The sequence below is a fragment of the Paenibacillus sp. 453mf genome (genome assembly GCF_900116105.1).
Taxonomy (GTDB): domain Bacteria; phylum Bacillota; class Bacilli; order Paenibacillales; family Paenibacillaceae; genus Paenibacillus; species Paenibacillus provencensis.
Window position 1 is genome coordinate 960,174 of sequence record NZ_FPAC01000001.1, and the last position, 22,704, is coordinate 982,877.

At 45.3% G+C, this 22,704-nt stretch carries 24 protein-coding genes; all 24 read left to right on the forward strand.

The features are described 5' to 3' along the window. Positions 1 to 54: 54 nt before the first annotated feature. The 24 genes from sucD to BM415_RS04770 all read left to right on the forward strand — a co-directional run bounded on the left by sucD (position 55) and on the right by BM415_RS04770 (position 22,703). A complete protein-coding gene (gene sucD / locus BM415_RS04655; RefSeq protein ID WP_091155106.1) occupies positions 55 to 984 on the forward strand; it encodes a succinate--CoA ligase subunit alpha in 930 nt (309 codons plus the stop codon). A gap of 166 nt (positions 985 to 1,150) precedes the next feature. After that, a complete protein-coding gene (gene dprA / locus BM415_RS04660; protein ID WP_091155107.1) occupies positions 1,151 to 2,260 on the forward strand; it encodes a DNA-processing protein DprA in 1,110 nt (369 codons plus the stop codon). 73 nt (positions 2,261 to 2,333) lie between these two features. Then, positions 2,334 to 4,433, forward strand: coding sequence for a type I DNA topoisomerase (topA, locus tag BM415_RS04665; RefSeq protein ID WP_091155108.1), 2,100 nt, complete (start codon positions 2,334 to 2,336; stop codon positions 4,431 to 4,433). A 100-nt stretch (positions 4,434 to 4,533) separates the two neighbouring features. Next, the gene (gene trmFO / locus BM415_RS04670; protein WP_091155109.1) at positions 4,534 to 5,865 is read left to right on the forward strand and encodes an FADH(2)-oxidizing methylenetetrahydrofolate--tRNA-(uracil(54)-C(5))-methyltransferase TrmFO; all 1,332 of its coding nucleotides are present in this window, start codon (positions 4,534 to 4,536) and stop codon (positions 5,863 to 5,865) included. Between the two features lie 80 nt (positions 5,866 to 5,945). After that, complete coding sequence (hslV, locus tag BM415_RS04675) at positions 5,946 to 6,488, forward strand: ATP-dependent protease subunit HslV (protein ID WP_091155111.1); 543 nt, start codon at positions 5,946 to 5,948, stop codon at positions 6,486 to 6,488. Positions 6,489 to 6,525: 37 nt separating this feature from the next. After that, the gene (hslU, locus tag BM415_RS04680) at positions 6,526 to 7,923 is read left to right on the forward strand and encodes an ATP-dependent protease ATPase subunit HslU (RefSeq protein ID WP_091155113.1); all 1,398 of its coding nucleotides are present in this window, start codon (positions 6,526 to 6,528) and stop codon (positions 7,921 to 7,923) included. A gap of 500 nt (positions 7,924 to 8,423) precedes the next feature. Beyond that, complete coding sequence (gene flgB, locus BM415_RS04685; RefSeq protein WP_091159059.1) at positions 8,424 to 8,828, forward strand: flagellar basal body rod protein FlgB; 405 nt, start codon at positions 8,424 to 8,426, stop codon at positions 8,826 to 8,828. A 7-nt stretch (positions 8,829 to 8,835) separates the two neighbouring features. After that, positions 8,836 to 9,285, forward strand: coding sequence for a flagellar basal body rod protein FlgC (gene flgC, locus BM415_RS04690; protein WP_091155114.1), 450 nt, complete (start codon positions 8,836 to 8,838; stop codon positions 9,283 to 9,285). Between the two features lie 61 nt (positions 9,286 to 9,346). Then, a complete protein-coding gene (gene fliE / locus BM415_RS04695) occupies positions 9,347 to 9,652 on the forward strand; it encodes a flagellar hook-basal body complex protein FliE (protein WP_091155115.1) in 306 nt (101 codons plus the stop codon). Between the two features lie 38 nt (positions 9,653 to 9,690). Next, a complete protein-coding gene (gene fliF / locus BM415_RS04700) occupies positions 9,691 to 11,277 on the forward strand; it encodes a flagellar basal-body MS-ring/collar protein FliF (RefSeq protein ID WP_091155117.1) in 1,587 nt (528 codons plus the stop codon). 11 nt (positions 11,278 to 11,288) lie between these two features. Further along, positions 11,289 to 12,302: a flagellar motor switch protein FliG gene (fliG, locus tag BM415_RS04705; RefSeq protein WP_091155120.1), complete on the forward strand. Its 1,014-nt coding sequence runs from the start codon at positions 11,289 to 11,291 to the stop codon at positions 12,300 to 12,302. Then, on the forward strand, positions 12,295 to 13,149 hold the full coding sequence (locus BM415_RS04710) for a FliH/SctL family protein (RefSeq protein ID WP_091155123.1): 855 nt from the start codon (positions 12,295 to 12,297) through the stop codon (positions 13,147 to 13,149). Before fliG ends, BM415_RS04710 begins: the two co-directional genes overlap by 8 nt. Beyond that, positions 13,136 to 14,455, forward strand: a complete 1,320-nt coding sequence (gene fliI / locus BM415_RS04715; RefSeq protein WP_091155125.1) for a flagellar protein export ATPase FliI — start codon at positions 13,136 to 13,138, stop codon at positions 14,453 to 14,455. The genes BM415_RS04710 and fliI overlap by 14 nt, the downstream gene beginning before the upstream one ends. Before the next feature lie 11 nt (positions 14,456 to 14,466). Then, a complete protein-coding gene (gene fliJ / locus BM415_RS04720; RefSeq protein WP_091155128.1) occupies positions 14,467 to 14,910 on the forward strand; it encodes a flagellar export protein FliJ in 444 nt (147 codons plus the stop codon). Between the two features lie 39 nt (positions 14,911 to 14,949). Continuing rightward, positions 14,950 to 15,894, forward strand: coding sequence for a MotE family protein (locus BM415_RS04725; protein WP_139236947.1), 945 nt, complete (start codon positions 14,950 to 14,952; stop codon positions 15,892 to 15,894). Positions 15,895 to 15,932: 38 nt separating this feature from the next. Further along, entirely contained in the window at positions 15,933 to 17,417 is a 1,485-nt protein-coding gene (locus BM415_RS04730; RefSeq protein WP_091155132.1) for a flagellar hook-length control protein FliK, read from the forward strand. 21 nt (positions 17,418 to 17,438) lie between these two features. Then, entirely contained in the window at positions 17,439 to 17,960 is a 522-nt protein-coding gene (locus BM415_RS04735; protein ID WP_244533149.1) for a flagellar hook capping FlgD N-terminal domain-containing protein, read from the forward strand. Beyond that, positions 17,957 to 18,343 (forward strand): TIGR02530 family flagellar biosynthesis protein, encoded by a 387-nt coding sequence (locus BM415_RS04740; RefSeq protein ID WP_091155133.1) that lies wholly within the window; start codon positions 17,957 to 17,959, stop codon positions 18,341 to 18,343. Before BM415_RS04735 ends, BM415_RS04740 begins: the two co-directional genes overlap by 4 nt. Before the next feature lie 82 nt (positions 18,344 to 18,425). Further along, a complete protein-coding gene (flgG, locus tag BM415_RS04745; RefSeq protein ID WP_091155136.1) occupies positions 18,426 to 19,241 on the forward strand; it encodes a flagellar basal body rod protein FlgG in 816 nt (271 codons plus the stop codon). A gap of 62 nt (positions 19,242 to 19,303) precedes the next feature. Then, the gene (locus tag BM415_RS04750; protein ID WP_047909714.1) at positions 19,304 to 19,528 is read left to right on the forward strand and encodes a flagellar FlbD family protein; all 225 of its coding nucleotides are present in this window, start codon (positions 19,304 to 19,306) and stop codon (positions 19,526 to 19,528) included. 1 nt (position 19,529) lies between these two features. After that, on the forward strand, positions 19,530 to 19,994 hold the full coding sequence (locus BM415_RS04755) for a flagellar basal body-associated FliL family protein (protein WP_091155138.1): 465 nt from the start codon (positions 19,530 to 19,532) through the stop codon (positions 19,992 to 19,994). 47 nt (positions 19,995 to 20,041) lie between these two features. Next, positions 20,042 to 21,040 carry a flagellar motor switch protein FliM gene (gene fliM / locus BM415_RS04760; RefSeq protein ID WP_091155141.1) on the forward strand — a complete coding sequence of 333 codons (999 nt, stop codon included), beginning with the start codon at positions 20,042 to 20,044 and terminating at the stop codon, positions 21,038 to 21,040. Next, complete coding sequence (gene fliY, locus BM415_RS04765) at positions 21,030 to 22,307, forward strand: flagellar motor switch phosphatase FliY (protein ID WP_091155143.1); 1,278 nt, start codon at positions 21,030 to 21,032, stop codon at positions 22,305 to 22,307. Before fliM ends, fliY begins: the two co-directional genes overlap by 11 nt. Positions 22,308 to 22,337: 30 nt before the next feature. Next, positions 22,338 to 22,703, forward strand: a complete 366-nt coding sequence (locus BM415_RS04770) for a response regulator (RefSeq protein ID WP_091155145.1) — start codon at positions 22,338 to 22,340, stop codon at positions 22,701 to 22,703. Position 22,704 lies beyond the last annotated feature (1 nt).

Below are 22,704 nucleotides of genomic sequence, written 5' to 3' on the forward strand. Positions count from 1 at the left end.
CCTTTTCGGGGCTGCCCGAATATTTGAAAATAACCGTAGGGGATGTGAACGATCGTGAGTATTTTGGTAAATAAAGATACAAAAGTGATTACACAAGGAATCACAGGTGCCACGGCCAAATTCCATGCTAAGGGTGCGCTGGATTACGGTACTCAAATGGTAGGCGGTGTAACTCCTGGTAAGGGCGGTACAAACGTTGACATTACACTTGAGAATGGCAATGTCGTCAGCCTGCCGGTTTATAATACCGTTGTGGAAGCTAAAGAAGCGACCGGAGCTGCAGCTAGTGTTATTTATGTTCCCCCGGCTTTTGCAGCAGATTCTATCATGGAAGCTGTTGATGCTGAATTAGATCTTGTGATCTGTATTACAGAGGGTATCCCGGTACTGGATATGGTTAAGGTCTCCCGTTATATGGAAGGCAAGAAAACGGTTCTGATCGGGCCTAACTGTCCTGGTGTCATTACACCGGGAGAATGTAAGATCGGTATCATGCCTGGATACATTCATATGCCGGGTCATGTTGGCGTTGTATCCCGAAGCGGTACATTAACCTATGAGGCGGTTCATCAGTTGACAACACGCGGAATTGGTCAATCCTCTGCGGTCGGTATCGGTGGAGACCCTGTCAAAGGCTCTGAATTTATCGATATTCTCTCACGTTTCAATGAGGATCCTGACACACATGCTGTAATCATGATTGGTGAGATCGGCGGTACAGCTGAGGAAGAAGCGGCAGAGTGGATTCGTGATAATATGACAAAACCTGTAGTGGGCTTTATCGGCGGTGTGACTGCACCTCCAGGTAAACGAATGGGCCATGCAGGAGCGATTATCTCGGGTGGTAAAGGAACAGCGAAGGAAAAGATCGAAACACTCGAAGCCTGCGGAATCCGCGTCGCTCCTACACCTTCGGAGATGGGATCTACGCTGGTTAGTGTGCTTGAGGAGCGCGGTATTCTTAATCTCTGCACAACTCACTAACTGTTAAAATAATTTTTTCTTCTATTATAATAGCTGTAATAGTGGATGAAGGCATATTGCAAGAGCGAGGTAAGCAACCTTTTTGTCGAATGACGACAGAAGGGTTGCTTTTTGTCTTTTTATACAAGATTACTCATTCATTATAGGGTCAGGGAGGATTAATCTATTGGAATCTAGTTATATATTACTTGGGCTGCATGAAATTGATGGGATTGGAAGAAAGACGATAAATAAGCTGCTCTCAAGTGGAAATTTAAATAAGGACATGCTAAAATACGAAACTCAGGACTGGATTCATGCGGGTATGACGAAAGACCAGGCGCTTAAATTAAACGCACGATTCTCCGAAGCATGGATCGAGGAGAAACTTCATTCCTTATCCAAAGCGCGCACCCCATTTGTAACTTACCTTGATGCGGATTATCCTGTATTCATGAAGGAAACTCCAGACCCACCTCTAGTGCTATATCTAAGAGGAGAAGCGAGCTTGCTTCATCATCCTTCTATAGCTATGGTGGGAACTCGTGTGCCTTCAGGCTATGGGAAGAAGGTAGGGGAGATTCTAGCCTCGGAGCTCTCCAGCGCAGGATACACCATTGTCAGTGGTCTTGCCAGAGGAATAGATAGTGTCTGCCATGAAGCTGCCCTTAAGGCAGGAGGAACGACCATTGCTGTCTTAGGAGGAGGATTCTCACACATTTATCCGATTGAGAATCATTCACTGGCGGATCAAATTGAGCAGCAAGGCTTGCTTGTCACCGAATATCCGCTCCATATGCAGCCTCGTCCCGGGCTCTTTCCGCAAAGAAATCGAATTATTGCCGGACTTACCTACGGAACGCTGGTTGTAGAGGCTGATATTCGCAGCGGCTCCTTGATTACAGCGGATGCTGCGCTGGAGGCGGGAAGAGATGTGTTCGCTGTGCCGGGTATGATTACTTCACCCAAAAGCCAGGGAACACTGAATTTGATTAAGCAAGGGGCAAAGCTGGTTACCTGTGCAGAAGATATAATTGAAGAATATGCGCACCTTATGAAACAGAGAACTCAGGAGACAGTGGCAGCCGCTGATGGCAATTCAGATCTGAAGATGATGCCGAGCTTGAGTTCTGAGGAACAAATGATATATGATTTGCTGGAGGCAGGTCCATTGACGCTGGATGATTTGGTTTACAAACTCCCATTCGATTTTGGACATTTGCATTCAGTTCTGTTATCTTTAATCATAAAAAAGCAAATCATGCAATTACCTGGTGCTATATATAAGTTAATATAGATTCCTGTGGCGCTATGAATTACATCCGCCATAGGTGACATGTAGGGTTATATTGTGAGAGGAGGATGAACCTATGGCGGATTCACTTGTCATCGTGGAGTCCCCGTCGAAAGCGAAGACAATCGGTAAGTATTTGGGTAGCAAATATATTGTCAAAGCCTCGATGGGTCATGTTCGCGATTTGCCGAAGAGTCAGACCGGCGTAGAAGTGGAAAATGATTTTAATCCTAAATATATTACGATCCGCGGAAAAGGTTCTGTACTTAAAGAACTTAAAGACGCATCTAAAAAAGTAAAAAAAGTATATCTGGCAGCTGACCCCGATCGTGAGGGAGAAGCAATTGCCTGGCATTTGGCTCATGCTCTGGAGCTTGACCAAACCGAGAGCTGCCGGGTCGTATTTAATGAGATAACGAAGCAAGCAGTCAAGGATGCCTTCAAGACGCCTCGCAAGATCAACATGGATCTTGTGAACGCACAGCAGGCAAGACGTATTTTGGACCGGCTTGTAGGTTACAAGATCAGTCCGCTTTTATGGAAGAAAGTGAAGAAGGGACTGTCTGCCGGACGAGTCCAATCCGTAGCTGTCAAAATTATTCTGGATCGTGAAGACGAAATCAACGAATTTGTTCCGGAGGAATATTGGAGTATTACGGCGAGACTGGAAGCTGACGGAAGTCCGTTTGAGGCAAAGTTCCATCAGCTTCGTGGAGAGAAGACAGAGCTTGGAAATGAAGAGCAAGTGAAAGAAATACTTAAAGAAATTGAAGATAAGGATTATGTCGTTACAGAGGTCAAAGAGAAAGAGCGAACGCGCAATCCTTCGGCTCCTTTTACGACAAGTTCATTGCAGCAGGAAGCGGCTCGTAAATTGAATTTCCGTGCAGCGAAGACGATGTCTGTAGCTCAGCAGCTATATGAAGGAGTTGAGCTCGGCAAGGAAGGCACGGTTGGTCTGATCACTTATATGAGAACAGACTCTACTCGTATTGCACAGTCTGCTCAGGAAGAAGCCAAAGAATATATCACAGGTAAGTACGGAGAATCCTTCGTTCCGGAATCATTCCGACAATATTCCAAGAAAAATGCGAATGCGCAGGAAGCGCATGAGGCGATTCGGCCAACCTCCGTATTGAGAGATCCGGATTCAGTGAAAGCATTTACAAGTCGTGACCAGTTCCGTCTATACAAGCTGATCTGGGAACGATATGTGGCGAGCCAGATGGCTTCAGCTATTCTTGATACCCTGTCTGTTGATATTGCAGCAGGAGAGGCTTCTTTCCGTGCCACAGGCTCCAAGGTACGCTTTCATGGCTTCATGAAGGTTTATGTCGAAGGTAACGATGATGGCACGACGGATGAAGAGAAGCTGCTGCCACCGCTTAAGAGCGGGGATAAGCTTATTCATAAAGAAATTGAGCCTAAACAGCACTTCACACAGCCGCCGCCTCGATATACAGAAGCAAGACTTGTCAAGACAATGGAAGAATTGGGCATCGGAAGACCGAGTACGTATGCTCCAACGCTGGAGACGATCCAGAAGCGTGGATATGTCGCGATTGAAGAGAAGAAATTTATTCCGACAGAGCTTGGTGAGCTCATTAACGAGCAGATGGAGCAATTTTTCCCTGAAATTGTAGATGTTGAGTTTACTGCCCATATGGAAGAGGATTTGGACCATGTTGAAGAAGGCTCAGAGGATTGGGTTAAAATATTGGCAGAGTTCTATAAATCCTTCGAGAAGAGACTGCATGTAGCGGAAGAAGAAATGAGCGAGATCGAAATCCAGGATGAGGTTTCCGATGAAATCTGCGAAAAATGCGGAAAACCGCTTGTTTATAAGTTCGGCCGATTCGGTAAGTTTTTGGCATGCTCTGGATTCCCGGATTGCCGAAATACCAAGCCCATTATCAAAAATATCGGTGTAACCTGTCCGACTTGCAAGGAAGGACAGATCGTCGAGCGTCGGAGTAAAAAGGGTCGGATCTTCTATGGTTGTGACCGATATCCTGAATGTGATTTTGTCTCCTGGGATAAGCCCTCAGCTAAACCTTGCCCTAATTGTGATTCTCTGATGGTAGAGAAGAGAAACAAACAGGGCACAAGACTGCAGTGTACTTCTTGCGATCATACAGAACCGGTCGAGGAAGCTGACGAAGCGGTCGAAATTTAAAACATAAAAATAAATGATTAACCGGTAGTACGGGCTGCAGCTTCCTGTATCCAGGGCTCTTGATATAGAGCCCCATGATACATGCAGCGAGGGGGTAAATATGAACGAGAAACAACAAGTAACGGTAATTGGTGCAGGACTGGCAGGAAGTGAGGCCGCTTGGCAGATCGCTAAACGGGGAGTACCGGTGAAGCTGTATGAGATGAGACCCGTCGTAAAGACGCCTGCCCACCACACAAACAAATTTGCTGAACTGGTATGCAGCAACTCACTTAGAGCTAATGGACTAACGAATGCTGTAGGTGTATTAAAAGAAGAAATGAGAATGATGGACTCACTAGTGATTGGCTCAGCTGATCGTAACGCTGTTCCAGCTGGAGGAGCACTGGCTGTTGACCGGGATGGGTTCTCCGGTGAAATCACGAATACATTGCACGAGCATCCGCTGATTACGGTGGTGAATGAGGAGATCCAAGAGATTCCAACGGATGGCATTGTCGTTATTGCGACAGGCCCACTTACTTCGCCTGCATTGTCCGCACAGATTAAAGATCTGATGGGTGAAGAATACTTCTATTTCTACGATGCGGCAGCACCCATTGTAGAGAAAGAATCGATTGATATGAGTAAAGTCTATCTAGCATCCCGTTATGATAAGGGGGAAGCCGCTTATCTCAATTGTCCGATGAATGAAGAAGAGTTTGATCGTTTCTACGATGCTCTGATCGCGGCTGAGGTTGCTGAGCTTAAAGAGTTTGAGAAAGAGATTTATTTTGAAGGCTGCATGCCGATTGAGGTTATGATGAAACGCGGCAAGCAGACAGCGCTATTCGGGCCGATGAAGCCGGTTGGTCTTGTTAATCCGCATACCGGGGAGCTTCCTTATGCAGTTGTCCAGCTGCGTCAGGATAATGCAGCTGGAACGCTGTATAATCTGGTAGGCTTCCAAACTCATCTAAAATGGGGAGAGCAGAAGCGTGTATTTGGCATGATCCCTGGTCTTGAGAATGCGGAATTTGTGCGTTATGGGGTCATGCATCGCAATACCTTTATTAACTCCCCCAAATTACTTGAGCCTACGTATCAGTTCAAGAATCGGCACAACCTGTTCTTTGCGGGTCAAATGACAGGTGTAGAGGGCTATGTGGAGTCTGCAGCTTCAGGACTGATCGCAGGTATGAATGCTGCGAATCTGGCTCTAGGCAAAGACCTGACCACGCTGCCTGTAGACAGTACACTTGGAAGTATGGCCCATTATATTACGACGGCTGACTTCAAACACTTCCAGCCGATGAATGCCAACTTTGGCCTATTGCCGAACCTGGAACAAAAAATTCGCAATAAGAAGGAAAAAAATGAGGCGCTGGCGAATCGTGCGTTAGACAGCATAAGACGCTTCAAACAAGAGCAAGGTCTCTCCACCATGCAATAGCGACATCTTGAGGAAAGCCCGGTAAGTCTCTCAGCGACATACCGGGCTTTTACAATATACGAATCAAGGGAGGTAAATTTATGCAAACTACATTTCATGCGACTACGATATGCGCCGTGCGTCATAATGGCAAGGCGGCCATCGCGGGGGATGGACAGGTTACGATGGGTCAAAGCGTGGTAATGAAAAATACGGCAAAAAAGGTCCGGAGATTGTACCGCGGACAGGTTGTGGCAGGCTTTGCTGGTTCTGTAGCTGATGCAATCACTCTTTTTGAGAAATTCGAAGGCAAGCTTGAGGAGCACCATGGCAATCTGCAAAGAGCTGCGGTAGAACTGGCCAAGGATTGGCGTCAAGATCGTGTGCTTCGTAAGCTTGAGGCATTAATGATCGTAATGGACAAGACGGGTATGCTGCTTATATCTGGAGGCGGGGAGATTATTGAGCCTGATGATGATATTCTGGCCATCGGGTCAGGCGGCAACTATGCTCTTGCAGCTGCAAGAGCACTGAAGCGTCATCCGGCTGAACTCGAAGCGAAGGATATGGCTCGTGAGGCTTTGGTTGTAGCTTCAGAGATTTGCGTGTTTACGAACAGTAATATTATCGTCGAAGAACTGTAAACTCTGAATAGGAACAAGAATAAAGGGAGGTATGTAAATAATGAACGAAGCTTTTACCCCCAGACAAATTGTCGCTGAGCTGGATAAATATATTGTTGGACAGAAGCAGGCCAAGAAATCGGTCGCTGTCGCACTGCGCAACAGATATCGTCGTAGCAGGCTGCCGGAAGATGCACAGGATGAAATTGTACCTAAGAACATACTGATGATTGGACCTACAGGGGTTGGTAAGACTGAAATCGCTAGACGGCTTGCTAAGCTGGTCGGTGCTCCATTTGTAAAAGTAGAAGCTACCAAATTTACTGAGGTCGGTTACGTGGGACGCGATGTTGAATCGATGGTTCGGGATTTAATTGAAACTTCTATCCGAATTGTCAAATTGGAAAAGACGGAAAAGGTCAAAGACAAGGCTGAAGAAAACGCGAATGAACGTATTGTACAAATCCTTGTTCCATCGGCTAGCAAATCGAAGAATCAAAAAAATCCTTTTGAAATGCTGTTCGGCAATCATCAGCAGCCACAGCAAGAGGAAGATCCGGCACAAGATGCTTCTGTTAATGAACGCAGACGCAAAGTGAAATTTGAGCTGCTGGCCGGTCAGCTTGAGAATGATACGATCGAGATTGATGTAGAAGATCACGCGCCTAATATGTTCGATATGTTTGCGGGTCAAGGCAATGATCAAATGGGTATGAATATGCAGGAAATGTTCGGCAGCTTCCTGCCTAAACGCACAAAGAAACGTAAGCTGCCCATCAAGGAAGCCCGTAAAGTCCTCATTCAGGAAGAAGCCGGCAAGCTTATCGATATGGATGATGTGACGCAGGAGTCCATTCGTCGCGCTGAGCAGTCTGGTATTATTTTTATAGACGAGATTGACAAGGTGGCAAGCCGTGGACAAGGATCAGGGCCGGATGTGTCCCGTGAGGGCGTTCAGAGGGATATTCTTCCTATCGTTGAAGGATCGACGGTGATGACCAAATACGGACCCGTGAAGACGGACTATATCCTGTTTATAGCCGCAGGTGCTTTCCATGTATCAAAGCCGTCAGATCTCATTCCAGAGCTTCAGGGGCGCTTCCCGATTCGGGTAGAACTCAGCAGTCTATCCTTGGATGATTTTGTATCCATTCTGACGGAACCCAAAAATGCACTGACTAAACAATATGTTGATTTGCTGAAAACAGAGGATATTGAGATTGAATTCTCTCCAGAAGCAATTCGGGAGATTGCGAACATCGCTGAGTCCGTCAATGTGAATACGGAGAATATCGGTGCACGTCGTCTACATACGATCTTGGAGAAGCTGCTGGAGGACCTGTCCTTTGAAGCACCTGAGCTAACCTTAGACAAGATGACAATAACGCCGGAATATGTAAGAGAGAAGCTTGGTGGAATTGCGAAAGATCGTGATCTAAGTCAGTATATTTTGTAGAATAAAGACTCTTTACAGGGATTTCTCTGTAAAGAGTCTTTTTATTTTGCACATTTTCATCTTAGTGCAATGTTCTTCTTTCATGAGGGTGGTAGATTAAGCGATTTTTGAGTCAAATATGACAATAAATGCGGTTTGTCGCACTTTTTCCTCCTAAAGTATCATATCATTTTTTGTGAAATCTTAAGTTCGACCTATCTGAATTTAAGAAACTATTATGAAAATATGGAGCTTAGAATGGGACTGAATTTTCATGTGAATGTACATATTATGAAAATTATACACATTAAGTCCTTATTTTTGGCAAAAGATAGGGCTTTTTTCTTATTGTAATAAATGCCCAACTCTAAGAAACTTAGAATATACGACAAATAACTTATTATTTCTACTAAAGACCTAGGAAAAGAGAAAACTTCAGATTTATTTGTCGAAATTATCTGAACTAGGTCTCATTTTTCAAATGGTAATAGTTTATAGATTCTGGAAGGGAGAGAATGAGGATTAATCTTCTGAATGATGTAAGCTTTCGAACATTGCAAGCAGGGGTTGATGCAGCTAACGTCAGACAACTTGCGATTACTAATAATATAGCGAATAGTGACACTCCTTATTTTAAACGTTCTGAGGTTCACTTCGAGCAATTGCTTGCACAGGAAATGCAGGGAACGCCGACTTTAACTGGAAGACGTACGAATGAAAGACATATACCCATTGGTCCTAGTTCTTCCATTCCAGCAGCTGTCACAACAACAGACAACAGTACAGCGATGAGCAATAATGACAACAATGTTGACGTGGATAAAGAAATGAGTCTTCTCGCGGAGAACCAGCTGCGTTATAACTCTTATATTCAACTGGTGAATGAGCATATCAAGATTATGCGCACTGCAACCGAAGGGAGATAGAGCATAAGTGAACATTAGTAAAAGCTTTGATATCAGTGCTTCGGCTTTAACCGCTCAGCGACTTCGCATGGACGTCATTTCATCCAATATAGCGAACAGTGAAACGACAAGAGCAAAGATCGAGAATGGAGAAGCCGTACCTTATAAGCGAAAAATGGTTGTATTGGAGTCGAATCAACCCAGCTTCAAACAGATGCTAGACAATGAAATGCAAGGCGGGAATGTAGGACAGGGAGTCAAAGTAGCAGCAATCGAAGAGGATTCAGCTCCGCTTAAACCGGTATACAATCCGACACATCCCGATGCAAATGCAGAAGGCTATGTGTACATGCCTAACGTGGATACAACAAAAGAAATGGTAGATTTAATTGGTGCGTCAAGATCCTATGAAGCAAACGTAACCGCGCTTAATGCTTCCAAAGCAATGGTGATGAAAGCACTGGAGATTGGACGTTAGAAATAAGCTAGAGAAAAATTATGTATATACATAATCGTGCAGATAATTGGGAGGGAAAATCGTGATCGAAAATACCATGTTTAAAGCTTCAGCTATACAAACCCCTAATGTTAACATGACACAGGGCAGTTCAACCCCAACCGAAACCATCAAACAATTCTCTTCCTACCTTGAAGATGCAATCACTCAAGTGGCAGATCAAGAAAAACATGCCAGCGAAATGTCAACTGAGTTTGTCCTTGGCAACGTAAATGTTGATCAGGTCATGGTCGCATCACAGCAGGCTCTCCTTAGTCTGCAACTGACAACCCAAGTTCGAAACAAGGTGATCGAGGCCTACCAGGAAATCATGCGGATCCAAATGTAGTTTTAAGTTTATAGCAAAGTTTCGGATGAGGTGACACAGTGAACGAAAGAATGGCCCAATATAAGGACAAGGTTTCCGCGTATTGGAATAAATTTACGAAAAAACAAAAAGTAATGTTAATTTCTACTGTTTTATTCCTGATCATTGCAGTTGTAATTCTAACGATACAATTCTCCAAGACGGAATATGAGGTTGCGTTTACGGGTCTGGATGCTGGAGATTCTGCCGGAGTTATCAGTTATTTGGAATCAGGCAATATTCCTTTTCAATTGAACGCAGATGGCTCTGAAATTTCCATCCCGAGTACACAAGCGGCCCGAGTTAAAGTCGATGTTGGCTCCCAAGGCTTGATTCAGAATGGATCGATCGGATATGACATCTTTGAACAAGGCTCGTCTGCAATGGGAATGACGGACAAAGAATTCCAAGTGAAGTACGCCAATGCTTTTAATGGTGAAATCGAGCAGATGCTATTAGGCATGCAGGGAATATCAGAGTCTAAAGTCCTAGTTAATCTCCCTAAAGAAAGCCTGTTTGCTTCATCAGCACAGGACAGTGCTTCCGCTTCAGCAGTATTAAGTTTTCAACCTGGATATCAGCCTTCGCAGGCCGCAGTTGACGGATATTTTAATTTGCTAAAAACAGCAGTTCCACATTTGCCAATTGAAAATATTACGATTTCAACCGATCAAGGTGAAGAACTTGTACCTACGGAACGCGGTGGTGGTAGTGCCCTTGGTGAAGTGCAAGAGAATATGCAGCTTCAGAAGCAATATGAAGAAGACATTGAAAAAACAGTCAGAGAGTTTCTAACAGGTATTACGGGCAGCAGCAACGTAGACGTGCTTGTAACATCTAACCTGAACTTCGACAAAGTGAATGAAACGCAAAATCTCGTAACCCCTGTGGATGAAGAAAATATGAGGGGAATCGAAATCAGCGTTCAGGATATTCAGAGCAGTTATACCGGAGGCAGTTCTGCTGATGGCGGAGTCGCAGGCACCGGGGAAGAAGATGTCGTCAATTACCCGGCAGCCGATGCTTCAACCACAAGCGGTGAAGACAGCTCTTCTGTCATTAATTACGAAGTTAACCGCATTGCCAGAGAAATCGTGCAGAGTCCTTATGTTGTTAAAGATTTAACCATAAATGTAGCTGTTGAAACACCCGGGGGTCAAAATGATGATCTAGACGGTGGAGCATCACAGACAACAGAACAGATTACAGAGGTGCTTAAAAATATTGTCAGATCCTCACTGTCGAGCTCAGGGGTTGAATACACTGAGGAGCAAGTGATTCAGAGAGTATCTGTTACCGAGAAACCGGCGCAGGTGCAGACTCCGGAACAGACAGGAATTCAGCTCACATCCGGCATGATATGGGGGCTGATTGCAGCAGCCGCATTACTGCTCGCAGGCGGTGGATACTTAATATACAGAAGACGGCGCAACAAGGAAGAAGAGTTCGAAGAAGATATTCCGCTCCAGGTTCCTACAGAGTTCCCGTCCATTAATCTGGAAACAGTCACGAATGAAAGCCAAGTGCGCAAACAGCTGGAAACACTCGCTAAGAAGAAACCAGATGAATTTGTTAACCTGCTTCGTACATGGCTAGCTGATGAATAGAGGTGAACGAGTTGGTTAAGCAGGGGAACGGATTAACAGGCCGGCAGAAAGCGGCCATATTGCTAATAACATTAGGACCTGAAGTGTCTGCGCAGATCTTTAAGCATTTGAGAGATGAAGAGATCGAACAATTAACGCTGGAAATTGCAAATGTTCGAAAGGTGGACTCGGGAGAAAAAGAATTGATTATGTCCGAGTTTCATCAAATTTGTTTGGCACAGGAGTATATCTCTCAGGGTGGTATCAATTATGCCAAAGAGATCTTGGAAAAAGCGCTTGGCTCACAAAAAGCGCTGGAGGTCATCAATCGTCTAACAGCTACGCTCCAGGTCAGACCGTTTGATTTTGCCCGGAAAGCGGATCCGAATCAAATTCTTAACTTCATTCAGAACGAGAGCCCGCAGACCATAGCATTAGTACTGTCCTATCTGCAGTTCGAGCAGGCAGCAGCCATTCTGTCCTCGCTTCCGCAAGAAAAACAGGCGGATGTTGCAAGACGTGTTGCTGTTATGGACAGCACTTCTCCTGAAGTCATTTCACAAGTGGAACGGGTTCTGGAACAGAAACTGTCTGCGACGGTGACTCAGGATTATACGAATGCCGGCGGTATTGAATCCATCGTTCAAATTCTGAACGGTGTCGATCGAGGAACAGAACGTACTATTCTCGATTCTCTCGAAATTCAAGATCCAGAGCTTGCAGAAGAAATCAAGAAACGGATGTTTGTATTTGAAGATATTGTTAATGTGGATAACCGTTCGATTCAGCGCATTATCCGTGATATCGACAATGCCGATCTGCAGCTTGCCCTTAAAGTGGCAAGTGAAGAAGTACGTCAGGCGATATTCACGAACATGTCGAAACGCATGTCCGAAACGTTCAAGGAAGAGATGGAGTATATGGGTCCTGTAAGGCTTCGTGATGTGGAAGAAGCACAGACTCGAATTGTTGCAACGATCAGAAGACTGGAAGAAGCTGGTGAGATTATTATAGCTCGCGGCGGAGGAGATGATATCGTTGTCTAATTTGATCAAGTCCTTCCAATATGTGCCTGTGGATACTCACAAACAACTGAGACCTGTTCATGAATATGGCGATAAGCCGCAGGAGGAGCAGATTACGGACAATCTGGATATTACTTCTCATATCGGTCAACAGCCGGGTGTTGATGAGGAGACCCAGAGATTGAAAGAAGAAATGCTTCAAAATGCGAAAGAATTTGCAGAAAGACAAATTCGCGAAGCTGCAGAAGAAGCGGAACACATACTGCAGGAGAGCAGATCACAGATTGAAGCCTGGTGGGAAGAAAAAAGATTGCAGGATGAGCACTTGGTTGAGGCGCTGCGCTCTGAGGGTTTTAAACAGGGGTATGACGAAGGGTGCGACAAAGCAAAGAAGGAACTCCAAGAGCAGGTGGAGATGAAAATGCTTGAAGCTCAAGCTGTGCTAAATGAGGCTTATCAAGCGAAGGAACAAATTATACAGGAAGCTGAGCCTTTCCTTGTAGAGCTCAGCAGTGCCATCGCTGAGAAAATTATAGACAGGCAGCTCGCAGAAGACACGGATCTTATGCTCGATTTGATCAAAAAGAATTTATCTCGCAAACGCGAGCAAGGGGTTATTACACTATGTGTGGCACCTTCCCAGTACTCCTTTGTTCAAGCAGCGAGAGAGGAATTGTCCTTCGCCATTGATTCTCAAGCGGAGCTTAAGATATTGCCTGATGCCTCTGTCAAGGATCGCGGCTGTGTCATCCGTTCGGCGTATGGAAGCGTCGATGCGAGAATAGATACGCAATTGACTGAGATCAAGAAGGAATTGATTAGAGTCGCACTTGATCAGGAGGAGCGAGGACAGTATGAAGGTGCTTAGCTCGCACAGATATATCGATCAGCTCAAACATCTGGACCCTATTCGCATCAATGGAAAAGTAACACAGGTTATCGGGCTGATGGTAGAGTCGGAAGGTCCTGACGCCAGCATAGGCGATGTATGCTTCATCTATCCCAGCCAGTCATCCACACCTTTGAAGGCAGAGGTTGTCGGGTTTAGAGACAACAAAGTACTGTTGATGCCGCTTGGGGATTTGCAATCCATCGGTCCCGGATGTGATGTCGTTGGTACAGGGAAGCCGCTGAATGTGCAGGTGGGATCCGAGCTGTTAGGAAAAGTACTCGATGGATTAGGCCAGCCGCTGGATGGTTCCATAATACCTGCGAGAATGCAGCACTATTCCACTTCTAGCATGCCTATTAATCCGCTGAGCAGACCGAGAGTTCAGGAGCCGATAAGTATTGGCGTTCGGGCCATCGACGGCTTGCTCACCATTGGCAAAGGCCAGCGTGTAGGTATTTTTGCCGGATCCGGGGTTGGGAAAAGTACACTCATGGGAATGATCGCAAGAAATACGTCAGCCGATGTGAATGTCATCGCTCTTATTGGAGAGCGCGGACGTGAGGTGCTCGACTTCATTGAACGGGATTTGGGACCGGAAGGATTGGAACGCTCTGTTGTCATCGTTGCGACCTCGGATCAGCCTGCTCTGGTGAGGATTAAGGGGGCGCTCATCGCGACAACAATTGCAGAGTACTTCAGAGATCGAGGCATGAATGTGATGCTGATGATGGATTCTGTAACGAGATATGCGATGGCCCAGCGTGAGGTTGGTCTTGCGGTTGGGGAGCCGCCAGCTATGAGGGGTTACACCCCATCTGTATTTGCCAGTCTTCCTAAATTGCTGGAACGAGCGGGTACAGGACCAACAGGGTCCATCACGGCTTTTTATACCGTGCTCGTGGATGGTGACGATATGAACGAGCCGATTGCCGATGCGGTTAGAGGGATACTCGATGGACACATCGTGCTCAATCGAGGCATTGCTAACAAAGGACATTTTCCAGCCATTGATGTTCTGGCAAGTATAAGCCGGGTGATGAAGGATATTGCTCCACGAGATCAGATTGAGGCTGCAGAAAATATAAAAAGACTAATGTCCGTGTTCAAGAACTCGGAGGATTTAATCAACATTGGTGCTTATCAAAAAGGGTCTAATGCGGAAATTGACGAGTCTATTGATCGGATCAGAGATATTTGGGATTTTACACGGCAAAAAGTAGATGAGAAAACAAATTTGGATGAGGTTATACAGAGATTGATTACAGAATTTTCAAGGAGATGAACAGGTAGGTTATGAGATTCACGTATCATTTTCAGAAGGTTGTCGATCTTAAATCCACAGAAAAAACGCAAGCTGAATGGCTGCTATCCTCCGCGATTGGGAAGCTGAAATCAGAGGAGCAGCATCTTATGGAGCTGGTTCAAGACAAAGAGGATATGCTCCAAGGCATCTCATCGTCATCGCAGCAGTCACTATCTGCTGCGAATCTTCAGGAAATGAACCGATATATTCATTATCTGGACGAATGTATCAGCCGTAAGAACAACGATGTGGCTTATGCACAAGTGAACGTTAAGAAGAATCAGGATTATCTGAATGACAAGATGCTGGACGAGAAGGTTTGGATGGAAGCAAGAGAAAAAGCAAAAATGCATTTTCAACAGGAAATGCTCCTTCGGGAACAAAATGAACTGGATGAAATGGCAACGGTGCGCTTTGCAGTCAAAGCACGTTAATCAAGAGTAACGTGAGGAAATGCGCCGGAGGAGGTATGAGTGTTGGTAGGCAAGGATAAGGAAGAGTTGGAGCGAGAGTCCAGCAGTGGGTGGGAAAAATTTCTTGTAATCGCAGTCCCGATAGTGTTTACAGCTGTCCTCGTTACAGTGCTTCTCATCGTGCTGAACGGCGACTTCAAGAATAAGGCTCTGGCTTTCTTAAGCCAAATTCCTATTGTGAAGGAATGGATTCCTGAAGAAGCGCTTGATCCTGAATTGGTCAAAGAGAGGAAGCTGGAGCAGCAAATGGAGAGTGACCAGGCTACAATTGAGACCTTGAAAGCAGACCTTGAGGCTGCTGAGCAGGATCTGGCCGAAGCAGTAGCGCAAAAGACAGAGCAAGATAACAAAGTGCAGGAATTAGAAGAAGAAATAGAGCAGTTACAGCAAACAACAGAAAGCAGCGCAGAAGAGGGAGAGGAGAAGGTCGATCCATATGTGCAGGAGATCAGAGACCTGGCCAAGATGTATGGTGAGATGAAGCCTAGTAAAGCGGCACCTATAATTCAAAGCATGACAAAAGAAGAGCAGGTGCAGCTCCTGTCAGAGATGAAGTCGGATGAGCAGATAGGCATTCTAGAGAAAATGAATCCCCAAACTGCTGCTGAATTGACTTCAGCTCTCAAGGAAGTAACAACCTCAGAGGTGAAGGCAATCGCGGCATTGCAATCGAAGCTCGCAGCGAGTCAGCCTGCAGAAGAAACGACACAGACCAATAACAGCAGGAATCTTGACCAGAATGAACTAACTCAAACTTTCTCATCCATGTCGGCTGCGAGTGGTGCTGAGCTTATTTTGGAAATGAACAAGATCAGCTCTGATCGGGCGATAACGATCCTTAAAACGGTGGATGATGCTAAGAGAGCAGAGCTGCTTGACAGCATGTCTGGCATCGACAAAGAAGCTTCTGCCAAAATCCTGAATAGGCTCATGGGCGGTAAATAGAACTTAAATGGCGATTTGAAAGGAGGTGAAAAAATTAAATGATATCTTTCTTGCCGCAAATGGCGATGACACCGACAAGCGAATCGACAATCAGCTCACTCGCAGGAAGCAGCAGTGAAACGGTAATGAGTGCGCAGCCGTCTTTTCTGGAACAGCTTCAGGTATTGATGGGGACTATTTCAGCATCTGGCAGCAGCAAATCTGACGTTAAGCAAACGGGACTGTTTACTTTGTTGTCAGCAGCCGGGATTACGGCTTCAGAGGAAGAGATGAATCTGACACTGCTGGATGAGTCTGAACTGCCCATAGCAGCTGAACAGCTGATTGAGAACCTAATCAAAGCGTTGGAAGAATCTAAGGATAAGCTCCTTATGGAGGATTCTGAACTATTATCAGATTTGAATGCCTGGCTCTCTCAATTCATGAATGCATATTACCCAGAAGCCCAGGCAGGCAGTGATTCGCCGGAATCCACTTCTCAGCATATGGTTAATATTCTGGCTAATGATCCGAAAACGATCCAATATGCTGTCCAAGAGGCATTACAGCAAGTGGTTGAAGCAAGCGGGAAGACGAGTTCAGATGGACAGGCCCTGATGCAGCCGAGCCTACATACAGAGCTGATCACCTCTCTCAACAATCGATTACAAAAAGCAGATATAAGTACAGAGACTCTAGAGAAATTACAGGTCGTAACAGAGCAAATAGCAGCAACCGTAAATATGTCGCCTAATAAGGCTCCTGTGGTCCAAAATTCCAATTCTTCATTAATGGAGCAGCTGCTTCAAGCCGCGGGAGAGGACAGCTCGAGTACAGTGAACAACACAGAGGAGCCCGATCAGCTGATAGACAAGGAAGCAGGAAAGGTTGTTCTATCAGAAGTTTCGAAGACCAGCGTGGTTGAGGAAACCGATTCATCGGCTTCAACCTCAGATGGTGAACAAGGGAAGAATAACGAGCCTACGACAGCCGGACAGCTTGTACTTCGCAGCGGTAACGTTCAAACCCCAGTTGCAAAATCAGAGCTGGCAATACCTGCGGGGCAGTTTGTTAAGGATATGTCTGAGTTTGTTATTCAAAAGTTTGAGTTCGTTAAACAGAACGGCATAGCGGAAGCGGTAATCTCACTGCGTCCGGAGCATTTAGGTCAGGTGGATGTTCAGTTATCTATGCAGAATGGACAACTCGTTGCCCGGTTTACGACAGAGCAGGTGATAGCCAAAGATTTGCTGGAGCAGCAGATTACTCAGCTGAGAGCTACACTTCAGACTCAAGGGATTCAAGTCGAAAGGCTGGAGGTTACACAAAACTCATCTCTATCTTCTCATATGTATCAAGATGGGAGAGGCTCTAATGGACAGTCCGGTGGCGAACGGAGATCCAGGGAACGCGAGCAAAGAGATGAAGATGCCATTCAAGCGGTAGAAATGCAGGATGAGCTTCGAACATGGATAAGGGAACAGCAAGGACTGGAGGTCTTCCCTTCAGCAGAACGTACACAAGGCTTTACAGCCAAAGCTTGATAGGAAGTGAGGTGGTAACGAGTGGCAGACATAATCTCAACATCTAATGTATGGCCGAACTATTCGGCGGGCAATGTGGCCGCAGCCAGCGGAAAATCTACGCAGGAGATGGGCAAGGATCAATTTTTAAAAATTCTAATAACCCAGTTGCAGAATCAGAACCCGATGCAGCCGATGGAGGATAAAGAATTCATCGCTCAAATGGCACAATTCACTTCGGTCGAGCAGCTAACGAATATTTCAGGCCAGCTGGAGAGCTTGGCACAATCTCTAGGTGCAGCGTCCGGATTGATTGGCAAAAATGTAAGCTGGATCGGAAAAGATTCGGAGACGGGAGAATCAGGTGTGCTGACTGGACAGGTTGAGTCCATCTTGATTCGTGACCAAATTCAGTACGCAATTATCGGTGATGAGGAAGTAGCTCTTACAGACATTATACAAATCAGTGACCCAGCATCAGCAGAGGGAGAAGAAATGCAACAGCCAGATACAGAGCTCGCTGTTGAAGAATCATCTGAAGATCAATCCGGTATGCAGGCATGAGTAACATTTTAAGAGTAGGCCAGCTGTATACGGGACCGGTATCGCCAGGAAGCCTTCGAGATGTCAACAAGAAGAGCACGAGCTCCTCAGCGGCAGGAACTTCTTTTCAGGAGCTATTAAATAATGAATGGGTCAAGCTCAGTCAACATGCTTCCAAAAGACTTGCACAGCGTGGAATTGAGCTCGGAAATGAGCAGCTGATGAAGCTTGGTGATGCCATTGATAAGGCGGCAGCAAAAGGAGCAAAGGAAACGCTGGTATTGATGCAGGATACGGCCTTTATTGTGAATGTGCCGAACCGCACGGTTGTAACCGCGGTGAACGGAGGCTCCATGAGTGACAACGTATTTACTCAGATTGATAGCGCAGTAATTATTTCTTAACCGGCTGGCCCTAACGGAGAGCCTTCATGCCGTGGACCGACAGAAGCGGCAAAAATAACTTAACTTGGAAAGGTAGTGCAAAATGCTGAAGTCTATGTATTCCGGAGTATCCGGAATGAGAGGATTCCAAACCAAACTTGATGTGATCGGTAACAACATTGCAAACGTGAATACGACAGGATTTAAATCCAGCCGGGTTATGTTCAAGGATATCATGAGCCAGACAATCTCAGGAACAACTGCTCCAACTGATGAGAGTGGAGGAGTAAATGCGAAGCAGGTAGGTCTTGGAGTGAATGTGGGCTCAATTGATACATTACATCTTGCCGGCTCTGCCCAGACTACCAATAACCCTACGGATTTACGTTTAGAAGGAAATGGATTCTTTCTTGTTGGTCTTACAGATGGTCAAGAACCTCCTTATCTTACGCGTGCTGGTGATTTTCATGTGGATGCGAATGGCAATCTCTTAACTTCTGACGGTTTGTTTGTCTTTGATTCTGATGGAGCGGCTATCGTGATTGACCCTGAAGTGGTGGCCTTTTCAATCGGTCAGAATGGGATGATCAATACACAGCTTGCCGATGGAACTGTTGCTGCAGATGTTCAGCTAGGGATTGGACTCGTAGCCAATCCGGGTGGTCTTGAGAAAATGGGGGGCAACCTGTACCGCATGACCTTGAATGCCAATCCAGAGGGAGAACTTGAAATCGTTACTGCCAATGACGCTGAAGCAGGTACTGGTGCAATTGTTACAGGGCAGCTTGAAATGTCTAACGTTGATCTTACAGGTGAATTTACGGAAATGATCGTGGCACAGCGGGGTTTCCAAGCGAATTCACGTATTATTACAACCTCTGATGAAGTGCTTACTGAAGTAGTAAACCTCAAGCGTTAATAATTTGATAGCTTAGGGGAGGCGGATTGCTTCCCTTAGGCACTTAAGCAGGAGGAAGACCCATGATATTAGTGACGAGACTTAATGGTTCATCCATGTGGTTAAATGCGCTGCTCGTAGAAACTGTAGAAGAAACACCGGATACATACGTCACTCTCGTTACAGGAAAACGTTTGATTGTATTAGAAAAGGCAGACGAAATCATTAACAAGATCAAAGAGTATAACGGTGAAATAGGCATACATGCAGCAACGATAAAAGTGCAGCAACAAACGGAGGATTCCTAATATGAAGAAGATGTTACCCTGGCTTTCAACGATCATGCTTGGCATTACGCTGATTGTGCTTGCCGCGGTTCTGCTAGTAGATCGATCTAATGCAGATAAGAGTTCAGATCAGAATTTAGCTGAAACTACAGCGACGAAGCATTTATCCGCAGATGAAATCGTAGAATTGACTTCAGAAATTACAGATATCAAGACAAACCTTGCAGGATATACGAATATCGTTCAATTGAACCTCGCTTTCCAGGTCAACTCCAAGGAAGCTAAAGAGGATTTTGAGAAAATCAAGGAAATTCAAATCAAGCCCGCCATACTGCAGAAGCTGGCCGACACCAAGCCTGAGCAGCTTGAGTCTGGCAAGAACCGTGATTTGTTCCTAAGTGAGCTCACAGATCTGATTAATAAGGAATTGCCAAGCGGCAGAGTTATGGAAAGTAAAATAACTTCTATCGTGGTAGCAGGTTTGTAATGCAGCTTACGTAAGATCATTTTTATTTCTGCAAGGGGGTGAGATAAATGGTTGATGTACTTTCACAGAATGAGATAGATGCCCTCCTCGCTGCTCTTTCCTCTGGGGAGATGGATGCTGAAGAACTCAAGAAGGAAGAAACAGCGAGAAAGATCAGATCCTATGATTTTAAACGTGCTGTACGTTTTTCGAAGGATCATATTCGAAGCTTAACTCGTATACATGAAAATTTTGCGAGGTATCTGACCACTTATTTTTCAGCGCAATTACGAACTTTTGTTCAAATTAATGTTGTTCAGGTCGAACAGCTGCCTTATGACGAATTTATCAGGTCCATACCGAAGATGACGATATTGAATATTTTTGAAGCGGAGCCGCTCCAAGGCAGAATGGTGCTCGAAGTACACCCTAACGTTGCTTATGCGATGCTGGATCGTTTACTAGGAGGTCCCGGGACCTCATCAGCCAAGACGAGTTCTATGACCGAGATTGAAACAACGATTATGGAACGAATATTCAGCAGAGCATTCGACAGTCTGCAAGAAGCGTGGAAGACGGTACTTGATATCACACCAAGAATGGAAGCACTGGAGACCAATCCGCAGTTTATGCAGATTGTATCTCCGAACGAGACCATTGCTCTTATTTCGCTCAGCACAAAGATCGGTGACACAACAGGAATGATTAATTTATGCATTCCGCATGTGGTGGTTGAACCGATCATGTCCAAGCTGTCAACGCATCAGTGGTTCATATCTGAGAAAAAATCGAGAGCGCCTGAAGAAGTCGTAGCACTAAAAGAGAGAGTTAAAAAAGCGAAATTGCCGATCATAGCAGAACTGGGCGAGTCGAATATTTCCATAGCAGAGTTCCTATCCTTGAATGTCGGAGATGTCATTACTTTGAATAAGCCGGTTGAAGAAGGGCTGACGATCAAAGTGGGGGAACGGGCCAAATTTATGGGGAGTCCGGGAACACTCAGAGATCGAGTAGCCGTGCAGATAGATGAGATTCTGATTGAAGGAGTTGAAGAGCTTGACGAGTAAAGATTATTTGTCCCAGGAAGAAATAGATGCTCTATTGAAGCAATCTGAATCCATTTCCAGTGGAGAGCCTGTAGTTAAGACAGTTGACGATTATCTCACACCGCTGGAGCAGGATGCACTGGGCGAAATTGGCAACATTACTTTCGGGAGTGCGGCAACAGCTCTGTCCACCTTGCTCGGGAATAAAGTTGATATAACAACACCTAAAATTTCGATAATTAATCGATCACAGTTTGAAGAGGAATTCCCAAAACCGCATGTCACCGTACATGTTACGTACGTGGATGGATTTGAAGGAATTAATTCCCTTGTGATCAAAAAGCGGGATGCACAGGTTATAGCTGACCTGATGCTCGGCGGTGAAGGGAATCCGCAGGATGAGGAACTGAATGAGATTCATATCAGTGCGGTTCAAGAAGCAATGAATCAGATGATGGGATCTTCAGCAACCTCCATGTCCACTTTGTTTAATCGTTTCGTTAATATTTCTCCGCCAAGCATCGACATTTTGAATATGTCCAGCGGCGAAGGGCTTAACAATTTCCCAATGGATGAAACGCTGATTAAGGTTTCCTTCAGATTGCTGATTGGGGATTTGATAGATTCAAACATTATGCAGCTGTTAAGAGTAGATTTTTCGAAAAATATGGTTCATATGCTCATCCACGGATCGTCAGATCCTGCAGAAGAAGCAGCAAATGAAATTGCAGCAGCGATTGAAGAGATTGCAGAACCAGCAGCTCCGGCAGCGCAGCCCCCGGTACAGACTCCCGTGCAGGAGCATCCGAACAGTATGCCTTCTTCACCTGCTGAACCGATGCAGATGCCGGGCACGCCATATCAGGAGCCTTGGCAGGGACAAACGGCGATGCCACCAATGCCGCAGCAAATGCAGAATATGCAATATAACGAACCACAACATTACGGAAATATGCACGCTCGCGGTGTAAATGTGCAACCTGTACAGTTCGCAAATTTCAACAATGGAAATTTTGGGCAGCAAAGCGACAATAATTTGAATTTATTGATGGACATACCGCTTAAAGTCACCGTAGAATTAGGAAGGACCCAGAAGCAAATTAAGGATATTTTGGAACTATCTCAGGGATCGATCATTGAACTGGACAAGCTTGCCGGTGAACCTGTAGATATTCTTGTAAACCAGAAGCTGATCGCTAAAGGCGAGGTCGTTGTCATTGACGAGAACTTTGGTGTACGTGTAACAGATATCATCAGTGAATGGGACCGACTACAGAAAATACAATAAGCACAATTTTTGGGGAGGATTTTAACTAACATGGCAAATCGAATTTTAATCGTGGACGACGCAGCATTTATGAGAATGATGATTCGGGACATTCTGACAAAAAACGGGTTTGAGGTTGTCGGAGAAGCCCAAGATGGAGCACAAGCTATTGAAAAGTATAAGGAGCTTCGTCCTGACTTGATTACAATGGATATCACCATGCCAGAAATGGACGGAATTGCCGCACTGAAGGAAATCAAAAAGATTGATCCTAACGCTAAAGTCATCATGTGTTCTGCAATGGGACAGCAGGCAATGGTAATTGACGCCATTCAGGCTGGTGCGAAGGACTTCATCGTTAAGCCGTTCCAATCCGATCGTGTAATCGAAGCGATTAACAAGACGTTAGGTATTTAAT